A 21,588-nucleotide genomic window follows, 5' to 3' on the forward strand; every position below is an offset into this window, starting at 1 on the left:
GGCGAAGCCCGCGTCGCCCGCGGCGCGCGCGGCACACGCAGCACCCGTAACTCTCGGACCGGGCGGGACCGACGGGACGTCGGTAATCGAACGCGCAACGCACCCACGAGCCAAAGGAGATACCACCGATCATGAAGCACGTCCTCGTCGCCGGCGGCGGCACCGCCGGGCACATCGAGCCCGCGCTGGCCGTCGCCGACGCGCTGAGCGCGCGCGGGGCGACCGTCGAGGCGCTCGGCACCACGCGCGGTCTGGAGACCGACCTGGTGCCCGCGCGCGGCTACCGGCTGCGGCTGATCGACCCGGTGCCCATCCCGCGCAAGCTCTCGGCGGACCTGCTCAAGGTCCCCGGGCGCGTGACCAGGGCGGTTCGGCAGGCCCGCGAGATCCTGCGCGAGGGTGACTTCGACGCCGTCGTCGGCTTCGGCGGTTACGTCGCCGCGCCGGCCTACATGGCCGCGCGCACGCTGAAGATCCCGTTCTACGTCCACGAGGCCAACGCGCGCGCCGGCATGGCCAACAAGCTCGGCGTGCGCCTGGGTGGGGTGGGCTTCAACGCGATGGCCGACTCGGGCATGCCCGGCGAGGTCGTCGGCATCCCGGTGCGCCGCGGCCTGACGGGCGACCGCAGCGGCGAGGCCGCCGCGCGCGGGCGCGAGCAGTGGGGCCTCGACGAGGACCGCTCCACGCTGCTGGTCACCGGCGGCTCGCAGGGCGCGGTGCACCTCAACGCCGCGCTCGCCGACGCGCTGCCGGAGATCCTCGGCGAGGGCTTCCAGGTGCTGCACGCCTACGGCAAGAAGAACCCGGCGCCGGAGCCCGCGGAGCACTACACGGCCGTGCCCTACATCGAGGACATGGCGGCGGCCTACGCGGTGGCGGACCTGGTGGTCTGCCGCTCGGGCGCGATGACCGTCGCCGAGGTCACCGCCGCCGGGCTACCGGCGGTCTACGTGCCGCTGCCGCACGGCAACGGCGAGCAGGGCCTCAACGCCGCCGACGTCGTCGCCGCCGGGGGCGCGCGGTTGATCGCCGACGCCGACATGACCGGCGAGGTGCTCGCCGAACAGGTCAAGGAGATCCTCGGCCGACCGGACATCTACCAGGACATGCGCAACGCCGCGCACGCCACCGGCGAGGAGGGCGCGGCCGACCGCATCGCCGCGCGCGTGCTCGCCGACCTCGGGGCCGGCGACCCCGGGGTCGCGGAAGGGAAGGACGCTTAAACCATGGCCGAACACCACGACATCTCCCGGGTCCACTTCGTGGGCATCGGCGGGGCCGGCATGTCCGGCCTGGCGCACATCCTGCTCGAGCGCGGCGGGGTCGTCTCCGGCTCCGACCGCTCCGACGGGGAGAACCTGCGCTGGCTGGAGTCCCTCGGCGCGCACGTGGCCGTCGGGCACGCGGCGTCGAACCTGGAGCTCTCCGGGCAGGCGCCGACGGCGGTGGTGACCTCGTTCGCCGCCATCCCCAAGGACAACCCCGAGCTGGTCGCCGCACGCGAGCGGGGCATCCCGGTGCTGCGCCGCTCGGACCTGCTGGCGGAGCTGCTGGCCGGGCACAACCAGGTGCTCGTGGCGGGCACGCACGGCAAGACCTCGACGAGCTCCTTCGTCGTCGCAGCGATGACCGCCGCCGGGCTGGACCCCAGCTTCGCCGTGGGCGGGGTGCTCGGCTCGACGGGCACGAACTCGCACCAGGGCTCGGGGCCCGACTTCGTGGCCGAGGCCGACGAGTCCGACGCCTCGCTTTTGAGCTACCGCCCGGACATCGCGGTGGTGACCAACATCGAGCCGGACCACCTGGACTACTTCGGCGACGCCGAGAGCTACTTCAAGGTCTTCGAGGACTTCTGCGACCTGCTCGGCCCCGGGGGCACCCTGGTCGCCTGCCTGGACGACCCGCACGCCGGGGGACTGGCGGCGCGCCGCCACCACCAGGGCGTGCGCGTGGCCGCCTACGGCACCGCCCGGGCCGCCGCCGAGCACCCGCACGTGCCGCGCCTGGCGCGGATCCTGGCCACGGAGCACACCGCCACGGGCACGCTGGCTCGGGTGGACCTGGACGGCACGACCGTCGAGTTCACCGTGCACACCCCGGGCGAGCACATGGTGCTCAACGCCACCGGCGCCCTGGTGGCCGGCTACCTGTGCGGCGGCGAGCCGGAGAAGCTGGCCGCCGGCATCACGGCGTCCTCCGGGGTGCACCGCCGCTTCGAGTCGCACGGGACGGTGGCCGCCGGGCGCTGCGCCGGCGCCGAGGTCTTCGACGACTACGCCCACCACCCGTCCGAGGTCGACGCCGTGCTGCGCGCCGCGCGCGCCCGGGTCGAGGCCCGCGGGGCGGGGCGCGTCGTCGTGGCCTTCCAGCCGCACCTCTACTCGCGCACCGCGGAGTTCGCCGACGAGTTCGCCGAGGCGCTCTCGCTGGCGGACGAGGTCGTGGTCCTCGACGTCTACGCCGCCCGTGAGGAGCCGGTCGAGGGCGTGGACGGCGGGCTGATCGCTGGGAAGATCGACGGCGCGGTCTTCGAGCCGGACGCCGAGGCCGCGCCCGCGCGCGTGGCCGAGCTGGCCGGGCCGGGGGACGTGGTGATCACCATGGGCGCCGGCTCCGTGACGAAGCTGGCCGACCCGGTATTCGCCGCCCTCGGCGGGGAGGCGGGGGACGCCGCCGGGGCCATCGACGCAGACTCCGCCGACGCTGACGCCGGGGCTGCCCGGTGAAGCGGCGGGTGGCGTTGATCGTCGCGGCCGTGGTGGCCGTGGCGGTGCTCGCGGGCGTGGCGGTGTGGGCGCTCCCGGTCTTCACGGTGCGCGACATCGAGGTCGAGGGCAACACCAACGTCGCGACCGAGCAGGTCGTCGACGCCACCGGGGTCGGCGAACGCCAGAACCTCGTGCGCGTGGACACCACGGCCGCGGCCGGCGGCGTGGCCTCCCTGCCGTGGGTGCGCCAGGCCACCGTGTCCCGCCATCTGCCCGGCACTCTGAAGGTCTCCGTCGTCGAGCGCACCGCCGTGCTCAAGAGCGGCGACAAGCTCATCGACGAAGAGGGCGAGGAGTTCAGCGTGGACAACCCGCCCGAGGGCATCCTCGAGGCCGAGGGCGCGGCCGCCGCCCCCGAGGTCGCGGAGGCCGCCGCCGCACTCGACGGGGAGACCCGCGGGCAGATGGCGAAGGTCTCGGCCGCCTCGCCGGAGGAGATCACCTTCCACACGAAGGACGGCCGCGAGATCTACTGGGGCTCGGCCGAGGCCGCCCACGACAAGGCCCTGGCCACCCGCACCGTGCTCAAGCGCGAGGGCCAGCACTGGAACGTCTCCAACCCGCAGCTGGTCACCGTCCGCTAGCGGCCGGAAAGCACGCCTGGACCGGAGCTTCGGGTGAGGCACGCCTGAAGGGGCGACAGCCGGGCGGCGTGTCCACCACGCTCGGGTGCACCCACGTCGCGCCCGGGGGAGGGCCGCGCACCCCCACGCGGCAGGCAGCGAAGGCGCCGACGCGTCCCCACACCCGCACCTGCCCCGCGCCCACGCCGCGCCCGCCCCCGCCCCGCACCCACGCGGCGCGGAACCGCGCACCTGCACGGAGGGGGTTGTCGGAAAGCGGCAGGGTACAACCCTCAAGTAGTCATTGAGGGTAGCGACACGCCCGCGAAATGTCCCCCAATTTCGCCCCGCTATCGCGGAAGATGGGGTGCGAACCGCCGGACGTCTTTGGCCGGCCGAGAAGCGTAGTCCCGAAGAATTAGCGAAAGGCGAGCCAGAAGCACATGACCTCTCCGAACAACTACCTCGCCGTCATCAAGGTTGTCGGCGTCGGCGGCGGCGGAGTCAACGCCGTCAACCGCATGATCGAGGAGGGCCTGAAGGGCGTCGAGTTCATCGCCGTCAACACGGACTCCCAGGCCCTGATGTTCTCCGACGCGGACGTCAAGCTCGACATCGGCCGCGAGGCCACCCGCGGGCTCGGCGCCGGCGCCAACCCGGAGGTCGGCCGCGGCTCCGCCGAGGACCACAAGAGCGAGATCGAGGAGTCCCTCAAGGGTGCCGACATGGTCTTCGTCACCGCCGGCGAGGGCGGCGGCACGGGCACGGGCGCGGCGCCGGTCGTGGCGGGCATCGCCAAGAAGATGGGCGCGCTGACCATCGGCGTGGTCACCCGCCCGTTCAAGTTCGAGGGCAAGCGCCGCACGCGCCAGGCCTACGAAGGCATCGACAACCTGCGCGAGGTCTGCGACACCGTCATCGTCATCCCGAACGACCGCCTGCTGCAGCTCGGCGACGCCTCGCTGTCCATGATGGAGGCCTTCCGCGCGGCCGACGAGGTCCTGCACAACGGCGTCCAGGGCATCACTAGCCTGATCACCACCCCGGGCGTGATCAACGTCGACTTCGCCGACGTGCGCTCCGTGATGGCCAACGCCGGCTCCGCCCTGATGGGCGTCGGCTCCTCGCGCGGCGACAACCGCGTGATGGCCGCCGCCGAGCAGGCCATCAACTCGCCGCTGCTCGAGTCCACCATGGACGGCGCGACCGGCGTGCTGCTCTCCATCGCCGGCGGCTCCGACCTGGGCATGATGGAGGTCAACGAGGCCGCCAGCATGGTCCAGGAGCAGGCCGACGACGACGTCAACCTCATCTTCGGCACGATCATCGACGACAACCTGGGCGACGAGGTCCGCGTGACCATCGTCGCGACGGGTTTCGACGCCGCCAACAACCAGGTGGCTGAGGGCGCCGCTTCGTCCGCCTCGGCCGCCCCGGGTGCCGACGCCGCGCAGCACGCCGCGGGCGCGTCCGCTGCGGCGGGCGCGGGTGCGGGCGCCGGCGCAGGCGAAAACCGCCCCGCCGCGGACCCGACCCCGGCCCCGCGCGGCTCACTCTTCGCCGACCGCGGCCGCCACCACCGCGCCGACGAGGGCATGTTCACCGGCGCCGACGACTGGCAGGCCCCGCGCCGCGAGGAGCGCCCCGCCGCCCGCCCGGCCGAGCCGGCCCCGGCCGACGAGGACGACCTGGACGTCCCAGACTTCCTGCGCTGAAGCCCGGACGGTTGAGCCGCTGAAAAGCTGACGCCATGCTGAGGCACCTGTTCACCGCGCGGGCCGGGGGTGTCTCCGCCGCGCCGTACGACTCGCTCAACCTCGGCCACCACGTCGGCGACGACCCGGCCGCGGTGGCCGCCAACCGGGCGCGCCTCGGCGTGGACCCGGAGCGCATCGTGTGGATGGATCAGGTCCACTCCACGACGGTGCGCGTGGTCGACGCCCCGGCCGCGGCGCCGCTGCCGGCCACCGACGCCGTGGTCACGGACCGTCCGGGCGTGGTGCTCGCCGTGCTCGTGGCCGACTGCGTGCCGGTGCTGCTCGGCGACGCCGAGGCCCACGTGGTCGCGGCCGTGCACGCCGGGCGCGAGGGCGCGGCCGGCGGCATCGTGCCCGCCGCGGTGGAGACGATGGTCTCCCTGGGCGCGCGCCCCGAGCGCGTGACCGCCTGGCTCGGCCCCGCCGCCGGGGGTGCGAGCTACGAGGTGCCCGCCGAGATGGCCGCCGACGTCGAGCGCACCCTGCCCGGCTCGCGCTCGACCACCGCGGCCGGCACGTGCGGGTTGGACCTGCGCCGCGGGCTGGCCGCCCAGCTGCGCGCCGCGGGCGTCGCCGAGATCCACGTCGACCCCGCCGACACCATCACCGACGCGCGTTTTTTCTCCCACCGGCGCGAGGGCACCACCGGCCGGCAGGCGGGACTGGTGTGGTGCGAGAGAGGATCCGAAGATGACCGAGATTGACGACGTCGCGCCCGAACGCGTCGCAGAGCTGCGTGCGGCGTTGGCGCGGGTCAAGGCCCGAATTTTTGACGCCGAGCGCGCCGCCGGGCGCGAGCCGGGTTCCGTGCGCCTCCTGCCCGTCTCCAAGTTCCACCCGGCGGGCGACATCGCCGCGCTGGCCGCGGCGGGGGTCGAGGCCTTCGGCGAGAACCGCGAGCAGGAGGCCCGGGAGAAGGCCGCCGCGCTGCCGGGCGTGAAGTTCCACATGATCGGCCAGATCCAGACCAAGAAGGCCAACTCGGTGGCCCGTTGGGCGGCCGTCGTCGAGTCGGTGGACTCGGTGCGCCTGGCCGAGAAGCTCGACCGGGGCGTGGCCCTGGCCGTCGAGCGCGGCGAGCGCGCCGAGGGCGAGCTGCCCTGCCTGGTGCAGTGGTCCGCCGACGGTGACCCCGAGCGCGGCGGCGTGGCCGACGCCGACCTGGACGCGGTGTGCGCCGCGGTCGTGGACGCGGCGCACCTGCGCCTGGCCGGGCTGATGTGTGTGCCGCCGTTGGGCGCCGACGCGGAGGGGACCTTCATGAGGGCACGCGCGATCGTCGATAATTTAGGGGACGGCATGATCCTGTCGGCCGGCATGTCCGCCGACCTGGAGGCCGCGGTCGCGGCGGGCAGCGACCTCGTGCGTGTCGGAACCGGGATCTTCGGGCCGCGCCCGTTAGCCTGAGAACCAACCAATCGCCCTGCCAGCGAGAACCACCACAGACCAACCGGAAGAAGGGGAGAAGATGTCGATCATCAGGAGCGCCCGGGAGTTCTTCGGACTGACGCCGATGGACGAGATCGCGGACGACGAGTACTACGCCGACGAGCCGCGCGAGACCGAGCGTGAGCGCTACTCGGCGCACCGTGAGCCGGCCGCGTCCTACGAGCCGCGCCGCTACGACTACCAGCGCCGCGCCTCCGTGGTGCCGGTCGTGCTGACCTCCTACCGCCAGGCCTCCCGCGTCGGCGAGCCGTTCCGTGACGGCGACGCCGTGGTCTTCGACATCTCCGGCATGGAGCAGAAGGAGGCGACCCGCATCGTCGACTTCGCCGCCGGCATCTGCTTCGCCCTCGAGGGCAAGATGGTCAAGATTGCCCCGCGCGTCTTCGCCGTGACCCCGAAGGGCGCGGACATCGAGCAGTCCGAGCTTGAGCGCGCCGCCCGCGTCCGCTGACGTGGCTGATCGCTGATAGGGTGGCACCTCGTGGAAACCGTCGGAGTGCTGCTGCTGTTTTTGATCGGCCTTTTCCAGCTGGTGCTGGTGGTGCGGATCATCGTCGAGATGATCCACTCGTTTTCCCGCCAATTCAACCCGCCGCGCTGGTTTTACCCGATCGCTGAACCGTTGTTCCGGTTCACCGATCCGCCGGTGAAGGCGCTGCGCAGAATCATTCCCCCGCTGCGTATGGGTGGGGTGGCGCTCGATATTTCCGTCATCGTCCTTTTCATCATCATCCAGCTGATTTCGTTGCTGGTGACGCTGATCTTCTTCCCCGCGCCGGGAATTGCGGTGTAACGGGTCAACGGCCGTTGAGCGGCGTGTTGGTTGGCGAGACGGCTCAATATCAACTAAAGATTAAAGGGGAAGCCCCTGCTTTTCCACTGTTGCCGACGGTACACTGTCGGGGTAGACACGTAAGATATTCACAAACAACCGGTGCGGGCCTGGCAGCTTGCACTCCGTGAACCGAAGGGAACGCCCATGCCGCTGACACCAGCTGATGTGCACAACGTCGCTTTCAGTAAGCCGCCGATCGGCAAGCGTGGCTACAACGAGGACGAGGTCGACCAGTTCCTTGACCTCGTGGAGGACACCCTCGCCCAGTACCAGGACGAGAACGAGGACCTCCGTCAGCGGGTGAGCGAGCTGCAGTCCGGCGAGGGTAAGGACGCGGCCGCCGCGACCCCGGCTCCGGCCCCGGCCGCCAAGACCGAGGACCAGGTCGACGAGGCCGCCCTGCGCAAGGAGATCGAGCAGAAGCTGCGCGCCGAGTACGACGCGAAGCTCGGCGACGCCAAGAAGGCCGCCGACCAGGCCAAGGCCGACGCCGAGAAGGCGCGCAAGGACGCCGAGGAGGCCCGCAAGTCCGCCGCCTCCGCCGGCGAGCAGAAGGCCGCCGCTGCCGCCCCGGCCGCGGGTGCCGCCGGCGCCGCCGGCGGTGCCGCCACGGCCGAGACCCACATGCAGGCCGCCAAGGTGCTCAGCCTGGCCCAGGAGATGGCCGACCGCCTCACCTCCGAGGCCCAGGCCGACTCCTCCTCGATGCTCGAGGAGGCGCGCACCTCCGCCGAGAAGCAGATCTCGGACGCCGAGACCCGCGCCAAGGCCCTGGTCTCCGACGCCGAGAAGAAGGCCGAGCAGACCACCTCCGAGGCGAACTCCCGCGCCCAGGCGCAGATCCGCCAGGCCGAGGAGAAGGCCGCGTCCCTGCAGAAGGACGCCGAGCGCAAGCACAACGAGATCATGACCACGGTCAAGCAGCAGCAGAACGCGCTGGAGACCCGGATCGCCGAGCTGCGTACCTTCGAGCGCGAGTACCGCACCCGCCTGAAGACCCTGCTGCAGTCCCAGCTGGACGAGCTGGACTCCCGCGGCAGCGCGGCCCCGAACGCCAACGAGGGCGGCGAGAACTAACCCGCCTCGCGGGGGCGCGCCGCGTCCCGCTGCGTCGACAGCGCGTCGGCGCGCCAACTCAGGCCCGGCCGGTGGAACCCCCACCGCCGGGCTTTCGGCGTGCGTGGGGGAGGGGACGAACCGCCGGCGCATGGCGGGCCTGGCCGCAGACCGCGCGCGTGCGCCTTGCCTGGGCGGGCAGCTGGAGCCCCCGCGACTACCCGCACGCCTGGGGCGACTGTGCGCCAAGTGGGCCCGGTGGGTGGATCTTCCACGGAGGCTCGTCCCGCGGGCTCGGCCGGCGGCGTGGGGCCGTGCGCCGCGCTAATCTCGGGGTAGCCCCGAAACACCGTCGAACACCCCGAGGAGAGGCCCCCGATGACGAGCGTCGTGCTGCTGCTTGCCTGCATTTCATTCGTGCTCTTCGTCGCCGTCGTGGCCACCAACAACACCGTGCTCGTGGTGCTGATGTTCATCGCCCTGGCCGCCGCCGTGGCCCTGTGGCTCGTCGACTTCCTCCGGATGCGCCGCAACCGCCGCTGAGACGCTTGACGAGTCCACCGGTCCGGCGCCACGGCCACCCCCGGTGGCGTCGAGGACGGCGATCCGCGGTCCATGGGCTAAACTGTTCGCCATCACGGGCAGTGAGCCGGCCATCACCGGGGAGCCTTCCGGAAGAACACCGGCGCCGCGCAAGCGGCGCCGGCAAGTAGAACCGGACGGGTGGGAACCGTCATCTTCCTCCACAAACGAAGCGGCCGCACCACGGTGCGGCAAGCGGGGTGGTACCGCGGGCCGCACACGGCCCGTCCCCGCGGTCGTCGGAAAGCAATGTGGAGGAAGCGATGAGCAAGAACGACGTGGGGCACGCCTACCCCAAGGTCGACATGACGGACGGGTCCACCCGGTTCGCCGAGATGGAGACCAACGTCCTGGCCTACTGGGACAAGGACGACACCTTCCGGGAGTCGCTGCGCCGGCGTGAGGGCCAGCCCGACTACGTCTTCTACGACGGCCCGCCCTTCGCCAACGGCCTGCCGCACTACGGCCACCTGCTCACCGGCTACGTCAAGGACATCATCCCGCGCTACAAGACCATGCGCGGCTACCACGTCCCGCGCGTCTTCGGCTGGGACACCCACGGCCTGCCCGCCGAGCTCGAGGCCGAGAAGCAGCTCGGAATCACCGACAAGGGCCAGGTCGAGGACATGGGGCTCGCGGAGTTCAACGACTACTGCGCCAAGTCCGTGCTCGCCTACACCGACGAGTGGCAGGAGTACGTCACCCACCAGGCCCGCTGGGTCGACTTCGAGGGCGGCTACAAGACGATGGACCTGACCTACATGGAGTCCGTCATCTGGGCTTTCAAGCAGCTCTACGACAAGGGCCTGATCTACCAGGGCTTCCGCGTGCTGCCGTACTCCTGGGCCGAGCACACCCCGCTGTCCAACCAGGAGACCCGCCTCGACGACTCCTACAAGATGCGCCAGGACCCCACCCTGACCGTCACCATTCCGCTGACCGGCGCCTGGGAGGGCACCGCCGGTGTGCAGACCTGGGCCGAGCACCCCGAGCTGCACGACGCCGCCGCCATCGCCTGGACCACCACCCCGTGGACCCTGCCGTCGAACCTGGCACTGGCCGTCCACCCCGAGGTCACCTACGAGCTCGTCCGCGTCGGCGAGAAGACCTCCGTCGCCGAGTTCGCCGGCGCCAAGCTGCTCGTCGCCGCCGAGCTGCGCGGTGACTACGCCAAGGAGTTCGGCGAGGATGCCGAGGTGCTCGGCAGCTTCCTCGGTGCCGACCTGGTGGGCCTGACCTACAAGCCCGCCTTCAGCCACTTCGCCGACCGCGCCGAGTCCGGCGCCTTCCGCGTGCTGGCCGCCGACTACGTCACCACCGAGGACGGCACCGGCATCGTCCACACCGCCCCCGCCTTCGGTGAGGACGACATGAACGTCTGCAACGACAACGACATCGACCTGGTCATCCCGGTCGACATGGACGGCAAGTTCACCTCGCTGGTGCCCGAGTACGAGGGCCAGCTGGTCTTCGACGCCAACAAGGAGATCATCCGCGACCTCAAGGCCGCCGGTCGCGTGCTGCGTCACCAGACCATCGAGCACTCCTACCCGCACTCGTGGCGCTCCGGCCAGCCGCTGATCTACATGGCGCTGCCGAGCTGGTTCATCTCCGTGACCAAGTTCCGCGACCTGATGGTCGAGCTCAACCACGACCAGATCGAGTGGATCCCGGACCACGTGCGCGACGGGCAGTTCGGCAAGTGGCTCGAGGGCGCGCGCGACTGGAACATCTCGCGCTCGCGTTACTGGGGCTCGCCGATCCCGGCGTGGGTCTCGGACAACCCGGAGTACCCGCGCGTGGACGTCTACGGCTCCCTCGACGAGCTCGAGGCCGACTTCGGCGTGCGCCCGACCTCGCTGCACCGCCCCTACATCGACGAGCTGACCCGCCCGAACCCGGATGACCCCACGGGCAAGTCCACCATGCGCCGTGTGACCGACGTCCTGGACGTCTGGTTCGACTCCGGCTCGATGCCGTTCGCGCAGAAGCACTACCCGTTCGAGAACAAGGGCTGGTTCGAGACCCACTCGCCGGCGGACTTCATCGTCGAGTACATCGGCCAGACCCGCGGCTGGTTCTACGTCATGCACGCGCTGTCGACGGCTCTGTTCGGCCGCCCGGCCTACAAGAAGGTCGTCGCCCACGGCATCGTGCTGGGCAACGACGGGCTGAAGATGTCGAAGTCGAAGGGCAACTACCCGAACGTCAACGAGGTCTTCGACCGCGACGGCTCGGACGCCATGCGCTGGTTCCTGATGAGCTCGCCGATCCTGCGCGGCGGCAACCTCATCGTCACCGAGCAGGGCATCCGCGAGGGCGTGCGCCAGGCGCTGCTGCCGATGTGGAACGCCTACTCCTTCCTGCGGCTGTACTCCTCGAAGCCGGCCGAGTGGTCCGTGGAGTCGACCAACGTGCTGGACCGCTACATCCTGGCCAAGCTTCACGACGTCGTGGCCGGCGTGCGCGACGCGCTCGACGCGACGGACATCTCGCGTGCGTGCGACGAGGTGCGCTGGTTCTGCGACGCGTTGACGAACTGGTACGTGCGCCGCTCCCGCGACCGCTTCTGGACGGGCGACGACGAGTTCCCGGAGGCCTTCAACACCCTGTACACGGTGTTGGAGACCCTGACGCGCACCGCGGCGCCGCTGCTGCCGATGATCTCCGAGGTCATCTGGCGCGGCCTGACCGGTGGGCGCTCGGTGCACCTGACGGACTTCCCGGACCCGGAGAACATCCCGGCCGACGCGGACCTGGTCGCCGCGATGGACGCGGCCCGGGCGGTGTGCAGCGCGGCGTCGTCGATCCGCAAGGCACACAAGATGCGCAACCGTCTGCCGCTGGCGAAGCTGACCGTCGCGCTGCCGGACACCGCGGCGCTCGAGCCGTTCGCCGACGTCATCCGCGACGAGGTCAATGTCAAGGACGTCGAGTTCACCGACGACGTCGACTCGGTGGGCTCCTTCCAGGTCGTCGTCAACGCGAAGGTCGCCGGCCCGCGCCTGGGCGGCGACGTGCAGAAGGCGATCAAGGCCGTCAAGGCGGGCAACTACACCCGCGAGGGTGACGACGTTATCGCCGACGGCGTGCGCCTGAGCGGCGACGAGTACACCGAGCGCCTGGTCGCGGAGAACCCGGACTCCACCGCTCGCGTCGAGGGCCTCGACGGCCTGGTGGTGCTCGACATGGAGCTGACCGAGGAGCTCGAGTCCGAGGGCTGGGCCGCCGACGTGGTCCGCGGCCTGCAGGACGCGCGCAAGGCCGCCGGCCTCGAGGTCTCCGACCGCATCGCGGTCGAGCTGTCCGTGCCGGAGGAGAAGGCCGAGTGGGCGCACCGCCACGAGTCCTGGATCGCCGAGGAGGTGCTGGCGACCTCGTTCCAGGTGGTCACCGACGGTCTCGGCGAGGACGCGCACGAGGTCATCGACGGCGTCTCCGCGGTGATCGCGAAGGCATAGCCACGTCGGCTCGGGCACGGTGTCTCTGGCACCGTGCCTCGGGCGCAGTGCCTTGAGCGCAACGGCTCAGGCGCAGTCGCCCAGAGCCCGGGAGGGGCGCACCGTCAGGAGCGCCCCTTTTCGCTTGCCGACGCCGCGCCTTCCGCCACTTGGCGCCGGACTCCCGCCGGGTGCGCCGAGACGTCGGCGCAGGGACGCCGAGGGGCCGTGTACGGGGTGCGCCGCACGGTCCCGCCGGCGTCACACGACGGGTCGTGCGAAGGTCTTCGCAACGCCCACCGCAACCGGGGGCGCCGGGCGGGGCGTACGGGACGTCGGCAATTGGGGGAGTGAATATAACTGCGCTCAAAATAGACCGCTTGGTACGCGACGGGGAGATAATCACAGACATGACAGTCTCCAGTCGACCAGGCGTCGCGCCCGCGCGCGACGAACACGCAGCGGAGACCGCGGGGTACCGCCGCGACCTCAAGCACCGCCACATCCAGATGATCGCCCTGGGCGGGGCGCTCGGCACGGGGCTCTTCCTCGGCGCCGGCGGCCGCCTGCACGCCGGCGGGCCCGGCCTGGCGATCGTCTACGCGGTGTGCGGGCTGATCGGGTACCTGATGCTGCGCTCGCTCGGCGAGATGGTCGTCCACCGGCCGACGTCGGGGTCCTTCACGAGCTACTCACGGGAGTTCCTCGGCGACAAGGCCGCCTTCTTCGCCGGCTGGATCTACTTCATGGCGTGGGTGACCGTCGGCATCGCCGAGCTGACCGCCATCGCCGTCTACCTGCGCTACTGGCCCGTCTTCCAGTCGGTGCCGCAGTGGGCGCTGGTGGCCGTCGCGCTCGTCGTGGTAATCGGGGTGAACCTGGCGGGGGTGAAGGTCTTCGGCGAGGCGGAGTTCTGGTTCGCGTTCATCAAGGTCGCGGCGCTGGTGGTCTTCATGGTCGTCGGCGTGGCCGTGATCGTCACCGGCCACCACGTCGGCGGGCACGAGCCCGGGCTGGCCACGCTCGCCGAGGGCGGCGGCTGGTTCCCCAACGGGGTCGTGCCGCTGGTCGTGATGACCCAGGGCGTGATCTTCGCCTACGCGGGCATCGACATGATCGGCGTGGCCGCCGGCGAGACCGAGGAGCCCGCCCGCGAGATCCCGCGCGCGATCAACACCACGGTCTGGCGCATCGTGCTCTTCTACGTCGGCAGCGTCTTCCTGCTGGCCGTGCTGCTGCCGGCGGACGTCTACTCCGGCGACGAGAGCCCGTTCGTGACGTTCATGACCGCGCTCGGGGTGCCGGTCGCCGGCGACATCATGAACCTGGTCGTGCTCACCGCCGCGCTCTCCAGCGTCAACGCGGGGCTCTACGCGACCGCGCGCATCCTCAAGCCGCTGGCGCACACCGGGTCCGCGCCGGCGTTCCTGGGGCGCATGTCGCCCAGCGGCGTGCCGCGCAACGGGGTGTGGCTGACCGCCGGGCTGATGGTCGCGGGCATCGTGCTCAACTACGTGGTGCCGCACCAGGCCTTCGAGATCGTGCTGAACCTGGGGTCGGTGGGGATCCTGGGGATGTGGCTGATGATCGTCGCCAGCCACGCCGGCATGATGCGCCAGGTGCGCGCCGGGCGGCTCGAGCGGCCGGCCTTCCGCAACCCGCTGGGCACGGCGAGCGACGTGGTCGTCGGGGCGTTCCTGCTCGGGGTGGTCGTGCTCATGGGCTTCGACTACCCGGTGGGCACGTGGACGCTGGCCACGGCGGCCGTCGCGCTGCCGCCGCTGTTCGTCGGCGGGTGGTGGGCGCTGCACCGGCGTCGGTGACGCGCGCGGGTGCCGATACCCTGGGGGCATGCAGCGCTGGGTCCTCCACATCGACATGGACGCGTTCTTCGCGTCCTGCGAGCAGCTGACCCGGCCCACCCTGCGCGGGCGCCCGGTGCTCGTCGGCGGGGTGTCGGGCCGTGGCGTGGTCGCGGGCGCGTCCTACGAGGCCCGCCGCTACGGTGCCCACTCCGCGATGCCGATGCACCGGGCCACCGCGCTGGTCGGCGCGAAGGCCGTGCTCGTCGCCCCGCGCCGCATTGTCTACTCCACGGCCTCGCGCCGCGTCTTCGCCACGGTGGCGCGCTTCGTGCCGGCCGACAAGATCGAGCAGCTGTCCATCGACGAGGCCTTCCTCGAGCCGCCCGACCTGGTCGGCGCCACCGCCGAGGAGGTCACGGAGTGGGCTGAGGAGCTGCGCGCCGCGATCCGCGAGGAGACGGGGCTGCCGGCGTCGGTGGGCGCGGGCTCGGGCAAGCAGTTCGCCAAGATCGGCTCCGGCGAGGCCAAGCCCGACGGCCACCGTGTCATCCCGCACGCCGAGGAGCTCGACTTCCTGCACCCGCTGGGCGTCGACAAGCTCTGGGGTGTGGGGCCGGTGACCGGTGCGAAGCTCCGCACCGCCGGGGTGGAGACGATCGGGGACCTGGCGGCGATGTCGCGCCGCGAGGTCGAGCTGACCCTCGGCGCGACGGTGGGCGTGCAGCTGTGGCAGCTGGCGCGCGGCCACGACGACCGCCCCGTCGAGCCGCGCGCCGAGGCCAAGTCCGTCTCCGCCGAGCACACCTACCCGCGCGACCTGGTCACGCGCGCGCAGGTCGACGCCGCCGTAAAGAGGGCCGCCGAGGACGCGCACCGTCGCCTGCTTAACGACGGTCGCGGGGCGCGCACGGTGACGGTCAAGTTGCGCATGGCGGACTTCCACATCGAGTCCCGTTCGGCGACGCTGGGCCACGCCACCGACGACGAGGCGATGCTGGGGGCGGTGGCGCGCCGGCTGACCCGTTACCCGGACGAGGTCGGCCCGGTGCGCCTGGTCGGGGTGGGCTACTCCGGTCTGGAGGACGCGCGCCAGGACGTGCTCTTCCCGGAGCTCGACGAGCTGCTGGTGGCCACGCCGGTCAGCTCGGCGGCCACCGACGACTACGAGGTGGGCGCGGCGGCCCCGGCCGACGGCGCCGGCCTGGAGATCACCGTGGAGTCCGAGGCCGCCGAGAGCGGCTGGCGGGCCACGGAGGACGTGGTGCACAGCGAGTTCGGGCACGGCTGGGTGCAGGGCACGGGCTCCGGGGTGGTCACGGTGCGCTTCGAGACGCGCGCGACGGGGCCGGGCCGGGCGCGAACCTTCGCCGTCGACGACCCGGACCTCGCCCCGGGCGATCCGTTGGACTCGCTGGACTGGGGCGACTGGCTCGCGGCGCAGGAGGAGCAGGAGGAGTGAGAGGCGTGCGAGGCGAAAATATCTTCACACGTCACTCGCGTGTACCCTGTTAACGGAAATCTCCCCGGTGGCGCCGCCGGGGAAGGACTGAACCGAGGAGAGATCTTGAAGTTTTCCACGATCACCGCCGCGACCGTCGTCGTCGGACTCGGCCTGACCCTGAGCGCCTGCTCGGACGACTCCGACAACGGCGAGGCCACCTCGTCGTCCGCGGCGACCTCGTCGGCGACGCAGGCCAGCGTCGAGCCGCCGACCGCCGAGGAGCTCAACGCGGTGCTGCAGCGCGCCACCGACCCGAACGTGCCGCTGGAGGAGAAGACCCAGACCGTGCAGGGCGGCGAGACCGCCCCGGAGCTTTTCGACGTCATGACCGCCTCGCAGCAGGACTCGGGCGCGAAGTTCACCGTGGTCGACCCGATCCTGCCGGGCTACACCCCGGAGTACGTCATCGCGAAGGTCGTCTTCAGCGTGCCCGACCAGGAGGACCAGGTCGCCGAAGACGTCGAGTTCGTCCACGAGGACGGCGTCTGGAAGCTCTCCCAGTCCTGGGCGTGCATGCTGGTCTCCAACACCGTCGAGCCGGAGCAGGTCCCGGCTATGTGCCAGGGTGACGCCCCGGCCGAGGACCCCGCCGAGGGTGCTCCTGAGGGTGCGCCCGCCGAGGAGGCTCCGGAGGGTGCGCCCGCCGAGGCCCCCGTCGAGGAGGCCCCGGCGCAGTAGTAAGCGCCGCCGCGCCACGTCGCTTGCCGACGTCGCGCCCCACCCGACCCCGCGTACCGTGCGGTATGCGGGGCCTTCGGCGTTGTGTGCGCTGTCTCGGCTCCAGAGACCCCGGCCTCCGACGGCCATTACGGCGACGGCGCGCCGCGGGAGAGAACTAGGCGCGGCCGTCGACCGGCTCGAGGTGCAGGACCTTGCCCTGCCAGCGGCGGCGCACCCAGCGGTCGTGGGTGGCCATGAACACGGTGCCCTCGAAGTCGGCCAGCGCGTCCTCGAGCTCCTCGGCCAGAGCCAGGGAGAGGTGGTTGGTCGGCTCGTCGAGAAGCAGCAGGTCCGGGGGAGAGGCCAGCACCGCGCCGAGTGCCACACGGCGGCGCTGCCCGAAGGACAGGGCGCGCAGCGGGCGCGCGGCGTCCTCCTCGGAGAGCAGCCCCAGCTCGGCCAGCGTCGGCGGGGTCTTCGCCTTCCTCGACCGGCCCCACGGCCCCTTGGCGACCTCCCGCTCGAAGGCCACCGCAGCCGGCAGGTCCAGGTCCTCCCAGTGGTCGTCCTGGCGCAGCCGGGCGATCGTGACCTCCTCGGGGATGCGCACCTCGCCCGCGGTCGGCGCCACGGTGCCCTCGATGACCGAGAGCAGCGTCGACTTGCCGGCCCCGTTGGGCCCCTCGATCAGCCAGTGCGCGCCGGGCTGCACCTTCAGGTTCACCGGCGCCAGCCGCCCCGCGACCGCCACGGACCGCGCCGTCACCGTCGGCTCACCGAGGCTGGCCAGGTGGCTGTCCGGCACGCCGCGGAAGCGCAGCCGCTCCGGCGGCGCCGGGATCTCGTCGCGCTCCAGGTCCGCCAGCCGCGACTTCGCCGAGCGCACCCGCGCCCCCACCGTCTTGGCCGCCCGGTCCGCCTGGAACTTCGCGGCCATGCGCACCTCGGACTTGGCCACCTGCGAGTGGAAGACGTCCTCGCCGGTCTGCCGTGCGCGCGACTCGAGGCGCTCGCGCTCCTGCTCCTGGGCGTTGTAGCGCTCCCGCCACAGCCGCCGGGCCTTCTCGCGCGCCTTCAGGTAGTCGGAGAACCCGCCGCCGAAGAGCGTGTCCTGGCGCGTCAGCCCCTCCTCGGCCCGCCCCTCCGGGTCCAGCGAGGGGTCCATGTCCACGATGAAGTCGGCCACCTCGTCGAGGAAGTAACGGTCGTGGCTGGCCACCAGCACCGGCCCGGGGAAGGCCCGCAGCTCGTCGATGAGGAAGTCCACCGCGTCGTCGTCCAGGTGGTTGGTGGGCTCGTCGAGCACCATCGCGTCCAGCGGTCGCAGCAGCAGCGCCGCCAGCGCGAAGCGGCGGCGTTGCCCGCCGGACAGGTCGCCCAGCGGCGTCTTCAGGTCCACCCCCGCCAGCCCCAGCCCGGCGAGCACCTCGGCGATGCGGGCGTCCAACTCCCACACACCTGCCTCGGCCGCACGCGCCAGTGCGGCGTCGAAGGCCGCGGCGTCGTCAATTCCGGCGGTGCCGGCGGCCATGGCCTCGGACAGGCGCGTGATCTCGGCCTCGATGCCGCGCAGCTCGGCGACGGCGGCGTCGATAAGCTCGTGCGCCGGTGCGGTGGCCGGCAGCGAGGTCTCCTGCTCCATGAAGCCGGTCACCGGCGGGCGCACCACCGAGCCGGTGTCTCGGTGGCGCTGCTTGCTGATCAGCGAGATCAGCGTCGACTTGCCGCTGCCGTTCTCGCCGATCAGCCCGATCACGCGGCCGGCGGGCACGGTGAACGTCACGTCCGTGAGCACGCGGTGGGTGGGGTAGGAGAAGCCCACCCCGTCCAGCTTGATGTGGTGGTACCTGGTCTCGGTCACGGTTCCTGCCGTTCTAGCCGAAGGAGAGGGCGGTGGTGGTGTCCTGCATGACGCGGTTGTCGCCGTCGCCGCCGTAGGTCACGCGGGTGGTCGCCGCGACCGTGCCGGCCACCGGCAGCGGCCGGGTCAGGTCGACGTTCAGCGAACCGCGCGAGGACGTGGTGGAGTGCAGCACCCGCAGCTCGCCGTCGGGGGCGTCGGGCACCCCGGACATGTCGAGCGCGCCGACCGCCGGGCGCTGTTGGACGGCCACGGACAGCTCGACACGGTCGCCGTCGACGTTGTCCAGCGTGTAGGTCGTCGTCTGCAGCAGCGTCGACTGGCCGGTCACCCGCGAGTCGACGGTCCAGGACGCGCCGGGGCCGACGGGGTCGGCGGGGAAGACGACCGGCAGCGAGGCGATGCCCATCACGGCGTCCTCGGCGGCGGCGCGGGTGTCGTCGTCGGCGTCGACGGGCGGGGCGAGACGCACGGTGGAGACCTTGCCGGAGGCCTCCGCGGTCCAGCCGGCCTCGAAACCGGCCGCGCCGGGCAGGTCGTCGGTCTCGCCGAGGCGGAACTGGACGCGCCGGGTGCCGTTGTCCTCCGCGGCGGCCTCCGTGGTCGCGGCGGTGAGCGGCAGCGAGGTCGCCTTCAGCCCCGGTGCGTCGAGGCTCTCCGGCGCGGCGGGCGCGGCCGGGTCGGCCTTTTCCGCGGGGGCGACGGACTGCGCGAAGCCGCGTGCGACCGTCGCCGTCGTCTCCTGCGCCGGATTGTCGACGTCCCGGAACTCCAGGTTGGCGCGCGGCTCGGCGCCGGCGTCCTGGACGGTGACGCGCACGGGGTCGACCTCGAGGCCGACGGCCTGCTCGGTGCGGGTGTCGTCGTCGGGCAGACCCGCCTCCGAGCCGCAGCCGACCAGGGCGAGGCTCAGCGACGCCGCCAGGGCGAGCAGGGCGCGCCGGCGCGGGAATTGCGGTCGAGGGGTTTCAGACACGGTGACTAATTTACCGTGCGTGCCGGGTGCGGTTGGCCACGGGCGCACCGCGGCGGTGATAATGGTCGCGTGAGTACGAAGCCGAGAGAGAACGGGGGCGGATACCCCGCCATGATGGCCGCGGTGGTGGTCGCCGTCGCCGTGGTCGACCAGTCGGTCAAGACGCTGATGCTCGGGTGGCTGGAACCCGGGCAGCCGGTGGCGGTGATCGGCGACTGGTTCCGCTTCACGCTCCTGTTCAACTCCGGCGCGGCCTTCTCCATGGGCAGCGACTCGACGTGGCTGTTCACCTGCATCCAGATCGCGTTCGTCGTCGGTGTGGCCGCCGCCGCGCCGCGGGTGCATGACCGGTGGACCGCGGTGGGGCTGGCCCTGATCGCCGGGGGAGCGGCCGGCAACCTCGTCGACCGGCTCTTCCGCGAGCCCGCGTTCTTCGTCGGCCACGTCGTCGACTTCATCTCCGTGGGCAACTTCGCCGTGTTCAACCTCGCCGACTCCGCGATCACGGTCGGGGTGGTCGTCTTCGTGCTGGGCATGTTCTTCGGCGAGCAGGCCGGCGAGCAGCCGGGCGACGACGAGGCCGACGCGGGGGAGACCGATGCGGGGTCCGGCGAGACCGGTGCACCGGACGCGGGCGCCACCGCCGCCGGCGCAGCCACTGCCGCCACCGCCGCAGAAACCGACGCCGAGGGAGAGGAGCCCGCCCGTGCGTGAGGTCCGCCAACTTCCCGTCCCCGAGGGCCTGGCCGGCATGCGCGCCGACGCCGGCGTCGCCCGCCTCTTCGGCGTCTCACGCGCCGTCGCCGCACAATTGGCGGAGGACGGTGACGTGCTCGTCGAAAATTCGCCCGTGGGCAAGTCCGCGCGCCTGGCGGAGGGTGCCTGGCTGGAGGTCACCCTCCCGGAGCCGGCGCGCCCGCTGGAGGCCGAGACGCCGCGCGAGGTCGAGGGCATGGACATCCTGTACTCGGACGCGGACGTCATCGCCGTCAACAAGCCGGTGGGCGTGGCCGCGCACCCGACGGTCGGCTGGGACGGGCCCACCGTCACCGGCGGGCTGGCCGCGGCGGGCTTCCGCATCTCCACCTCGGGCCCGCCGGAGCGCAAGGGCATCGTCCAGCGCCTGGACGTGGGCACCTCCGGGGTGATGGTCGTGGCCGCCAGTGAGCGCGGCTACTCGGTGCTCAAGCGTGCCTTCCGCGAGCGCACGGTCTCCAAGACCTACCACGCGCTGGTGCAGGGCCACCCGGACCCGTTCAACGGCACGGTCGACGCGCCGATCGGCCGCCACCCGAAGGCCGGCTGGCGCTTCGCGGTGGTCTCCGACGGCAAGCCGGCGGTCACGCACTACAAGACCCTGGAGGCCTTCCCCGAGGCGACGCTGCTGGAGGTGCACCTGGAGACGGGCCGCACGCACCAGATCCGCGTGCACATGTCCGCGTTGCGCCACCCGTGCGTGGGCGACCCGATGTACGGCGGCGACCCGAGGCTCGCTGAGCGCCTCGGCCTGAACCACCAGTGGCTGCACGCGGTGTGCCTGGGCTTCGACCACCCGGCCGACGGCCGCCGCATGGAGATCACCGCGCCCTACCCGGAGGACCTCTCGCGGGCGCTGGAGATGGTCCGGCGGTGAGGCGGGGCGTCGTCGCGGCGGCGGTGCTGGCGCTGATCGCCCTGGCGGTGGTGCTGCTGGCGTCGCGTTCGGACCTGACCGACCGCCCGGACCCCGTCAACGGCGACCAGCTGGGCATGGACTCCCACGAGTCCGTGGCGGACTACCGCTCGCGTGCCGCCGACTCGCTCGCCGAGGCCCCCGCCGACCAGCCCGTGTGGGCCCTCGTGACCTTCGCCGCGCCGCTGGACACCGAGGCCGCGGACGAGGCGACGCGCGGCCTGGGGCGGGTCTCGGCGGTCGTGGCCCACGAGGCCGGCCTGATCCAGATTCCCGAACCCGTCGCCGGTGCCACCCGCGCCGACGTCTTCGCCCGCGAGCTGGCCCGCGCCCCGTTCGAGGCCGACCGCCTCGACGGCGTCGTCGCCTACGACTCCGGTTCTGCGTTGCGTGCGCTCACCCAGATTGACGACGTCGCGGTGGTCGAGGCCCTGCCCTCCGATGCGGCGTGGGGCCGCACCGGCGTGCGCCCCGTCGTACTGGACTGACTGAGCCGCGTTCACTGTGCCGCGCTGACTACGCTGTGCTGACCACGCTGTGCTGACCACGCTGTGCTGACAGCGCTCCCCCTGCTGGCTGTGGCGCAGCTCCGTGCGGTTGCGCACTGACTCCGGGCACGCCGAGGCCCGGCCTGCTCCGGCGTGTGGGGAGGGCCGGTGG

The 21,588-nt window shown here is 72.0% G+C and carries 19 protein-coding genes; 17 read left to right on the forward strand and 2 right to left on the reverse strand.

Annotated elements, in window-relative coordinates; genetic code table 11:
* The first annotated feature begins 131 nt into the window (after window positions 1-131).
* The 14 genes from murG (at window position 132) to QQA02_RS07890 (ending at window position 16,437) form a co-directional block, all read left to right on the forward strand.
* Entirely contained in the window at window positions 132-1,226 is a 1,095-nt protein-coding gene (murG, locus tag QQA02_RS07825; RefSeq protein ID WP_284863994.1) for an undecaprenyldiphospho-muramoylpentapeptide beta-N-acetylglucosaminyltransferase, read from the forward strand.
* Window positions 1,227-1,229: 3 nt separating this feature from the next.
* A complete protein-coding gene (gene murC / locus QQA02_RS07830; protein ID WP_284863996.1) occupies window positions 1,230-2,729 on the forward strand; it encodes a UDP-N-acetylmuramate--L-alanine ligase in 1,500 nt (499 codons plus the stop codon).
* 8 nt (window positions 2,730-2,737) lie between these two features.
* On the forward strand, window positions 2,738-3,355 hold the full coding sequence (locus tag QQA02_RS07835) for a cell division protein FtsQ/DivIB (RefSeq protein ID WP_284773115.1): 618 nt from the start codon (window positions 2,738-2,740) through the stop codon (window positions 3,353-3,355).
* Between the two features lie 422 nt (window positions 3,356-3,777).
* Entirely contained in the window at window positions 3,778-5,049 is a 1,272-nt protein-coding gene (ftsZ, locus tag QQA02_RS07840) for a cell division protein FtsZ (protein WP_284773117.1), read from the forward strand.
* Window positions 5,050-5,084: 35 nt separating this feature from the next.
* The gene (gene pgeF, locus QQA02_RS07845; RefSeq protein ID WP_284863998.1) at window positions 5,085-5,795 is read left to right on the forward strand and encodes a peptidoglycan editing factor PgeF; all 711 of its coding nucleotides are present in this window, start codon (window positions 5,085-5,087) and stop codon (window positions 5,793-5,795) included.
* The gene (locus QQA02_RS07850) at window positions 5,782-6,498 is read left to right on the forward strand and encodes a YggS family pyridoxal phosphate-dependent enzyme (RefSeq protein ID WP_284773119.1); all 717 of its coding nucleotides are present in this window, start codon (window positions 5,782-5,784) and stop codon (window positions 6,496-6,498) included. Before pgeF ends, QQA02_RS07850 begins: the two co-directional genes overlap by 14 nt.
* 61 nt (window positions 6,499-6,559) lie before the next feature.
* Window positions 6,560-6,991, forward strand: coding sequence for a cell division protein SepF (locus QQA02_RS07855; RefSeq protein WP_284773120.1), 432 nt, complete (start codon window positions 6,560-6,562; stop codon window positions 6,989-6,991).
* 30 nt (window positions 6,992-7,021) lie between these two features.
* Entirely contained in the window at window positions 7,022-7,333 is a 312-nt protein-coding gene (locus QQA02_RS07860; protein ID WP_284773121.1) for a YggT family protein, read from the forward strand.
* 186 nt (window positions 7,334-7,519) lie between these two features.
* Complete coding sequence (wag31, locus tag QQA02_RS07865) at window positions 7,520-8,452, forward strand: DivIVA-like cell division protein Wag31 (protein ID WP_284864000.1); 933 nt, start codon at window positions 7,520-7,522, stop codon at window positions 8,450-8,452.
* 357 nt (window positions 8,453-8,809) lie between these two features.
* The gene (locus tag QQA02_RS07870; protein WP_284864002.1) at window positions 8,810-8,974 is read left to right on the forward strand and encodes a hypothetical protein; all 165 of its coding nucleotides are present in this window, start codon (window positions 8,810-8,812) and stop codon (window positions 8,972-8,974) included.
* Between the two features lie 302 nt (window positions 8,975-9,276).
* Window positions 9,277-12,474, forward strand: coding sequence for an isoleucine--tRNA ligase (ileS, locus tag QQA02_RS07875; RefSeq protein ID WP_284864003.1), 3,198 nt, complete (start codon window positions 9,277-9,279; stop codon window positions 12,472-12,474).
* A 389-nt stretch (window positions 12,475-12,863) separates the two neighbouring features.
* Window positions 12,864-14,276 carry an amino acid permease gene (locus QQA02_RS07880; protein WP_284864005.1) on the forward strand — a complete coding sequence of 471 codons (1,413 nt, stop codon included), beginning with the start codon at window positions 12,864-12,866 and terminating at the stop codon, window positions 14,274-14,276.
* 28 nt (window positions 14,277-14,304) lie between these two features.
* Window positions 14,305-15,717: a DNA polymerase IV gene (locus QQA02_RS07885; protein ID WP_284864007.1), complete on the forward strand. Its 1,413-nt coding sequence runs from the start codon at window positions 14,305-14,307 to the stop codon at window positions 15,715-15,717.
* A 105-nt stretch (window positions 15,718-15,822) separates the two neighbouring features.
* Window positions 15,823-16,437 (forward strand): WKL family lipoprotein, encoded by a 615-nt coding sequence (locus QQA02_RS07890; RefSeq protein ID WP_284864009.1) that lies wholly within the window; start codon window positions 15,823-15,825, stop codon window positions 16,435-16,437.
* 157 nt (window positions 16,438-16,594) lie between these two features.
* On the opposite strand, the gene QQA02_RS07895 is transcribed toward QQA02_RS07890, so the two are convergent.
* Window positions 16,595-18,280, reverse strand: coding sequence for an ABC-F family ATP-binding cassette domain-containing protein (locus QQA02_RS07895; protein WP_284864011.1), 1,686 nt, complete (start codon window positions 18,278-18,280; stop codon window positions 16,595-16,597).
* Window positions 18,281-18,293: 13 nt separating this feature from the next.
* Entirely contained in the window at window positions 18,294-19,256 is a 963-nt protein-coding gene (locus QQA02_RS07900; protein WP_284773130.1) for a hypothetical protein, read from the reverse strand.
* 111 nt (window positions 19,257-19,367) lie between these two features.
* On the opposite strand from QQA02_RS07900, the gene lspA reads away from it, so the two are divergent.
* From lspA to QQA02_RS07915, 3 genes are read left to right on the forward strand one after another with little or no spacing between them, the layout of a single operon-like run.
* On the forward strand, window positions 19,368-19,970 hold the full coding sequence (gene lspA / locus QQA02_RS07905; RefSeq protein ID WP_336620394.1) for a signal peptidase II: 603 nt from the start codon (window positions 19,368-19,370) through the stop codon (window positions 19,968-19,970).
* Entirely contained in the window at window positions 19,963-20,889 is a 927-nt protein-coding gene (locus tag QQA02_RS07910; protein ID WP_284864013.1) for an RluA family pseudouridine synthase, read from the forward strand. The genes lspA and QQA02_RS07910 overlap by 8 nt, the downstream gene beginning before the upstream one ends.
* Window positions 20,886-21,416: a hypothetical protein gene (locus QQA02_RS07915; protein ID WP_284773134.1), complete on the forward strand. Its 531-nt coding sequence runs from the start codon at window positions 20,886-20,888 to the stop codon at window positions 21,414-21,416. The genes QQA02_RS07910 and QQA02_RS07915 overlap by 4 nt, the downstream gene beginning before the upstream one ends.
* The last annotated feature ends 172 nt before the right edge of the window (window positions 21,417-21,588 follow it).

Source organism: Corynebacterium sp. MSK006, assembly GCF_030232385.1.
GTDB lineage: Bacteria > Actinomycetota > Actinomycetes > Mycobacteriales > Mycobacteriaceae > Corynebacterium > Corynebacterium frankenforstense_A.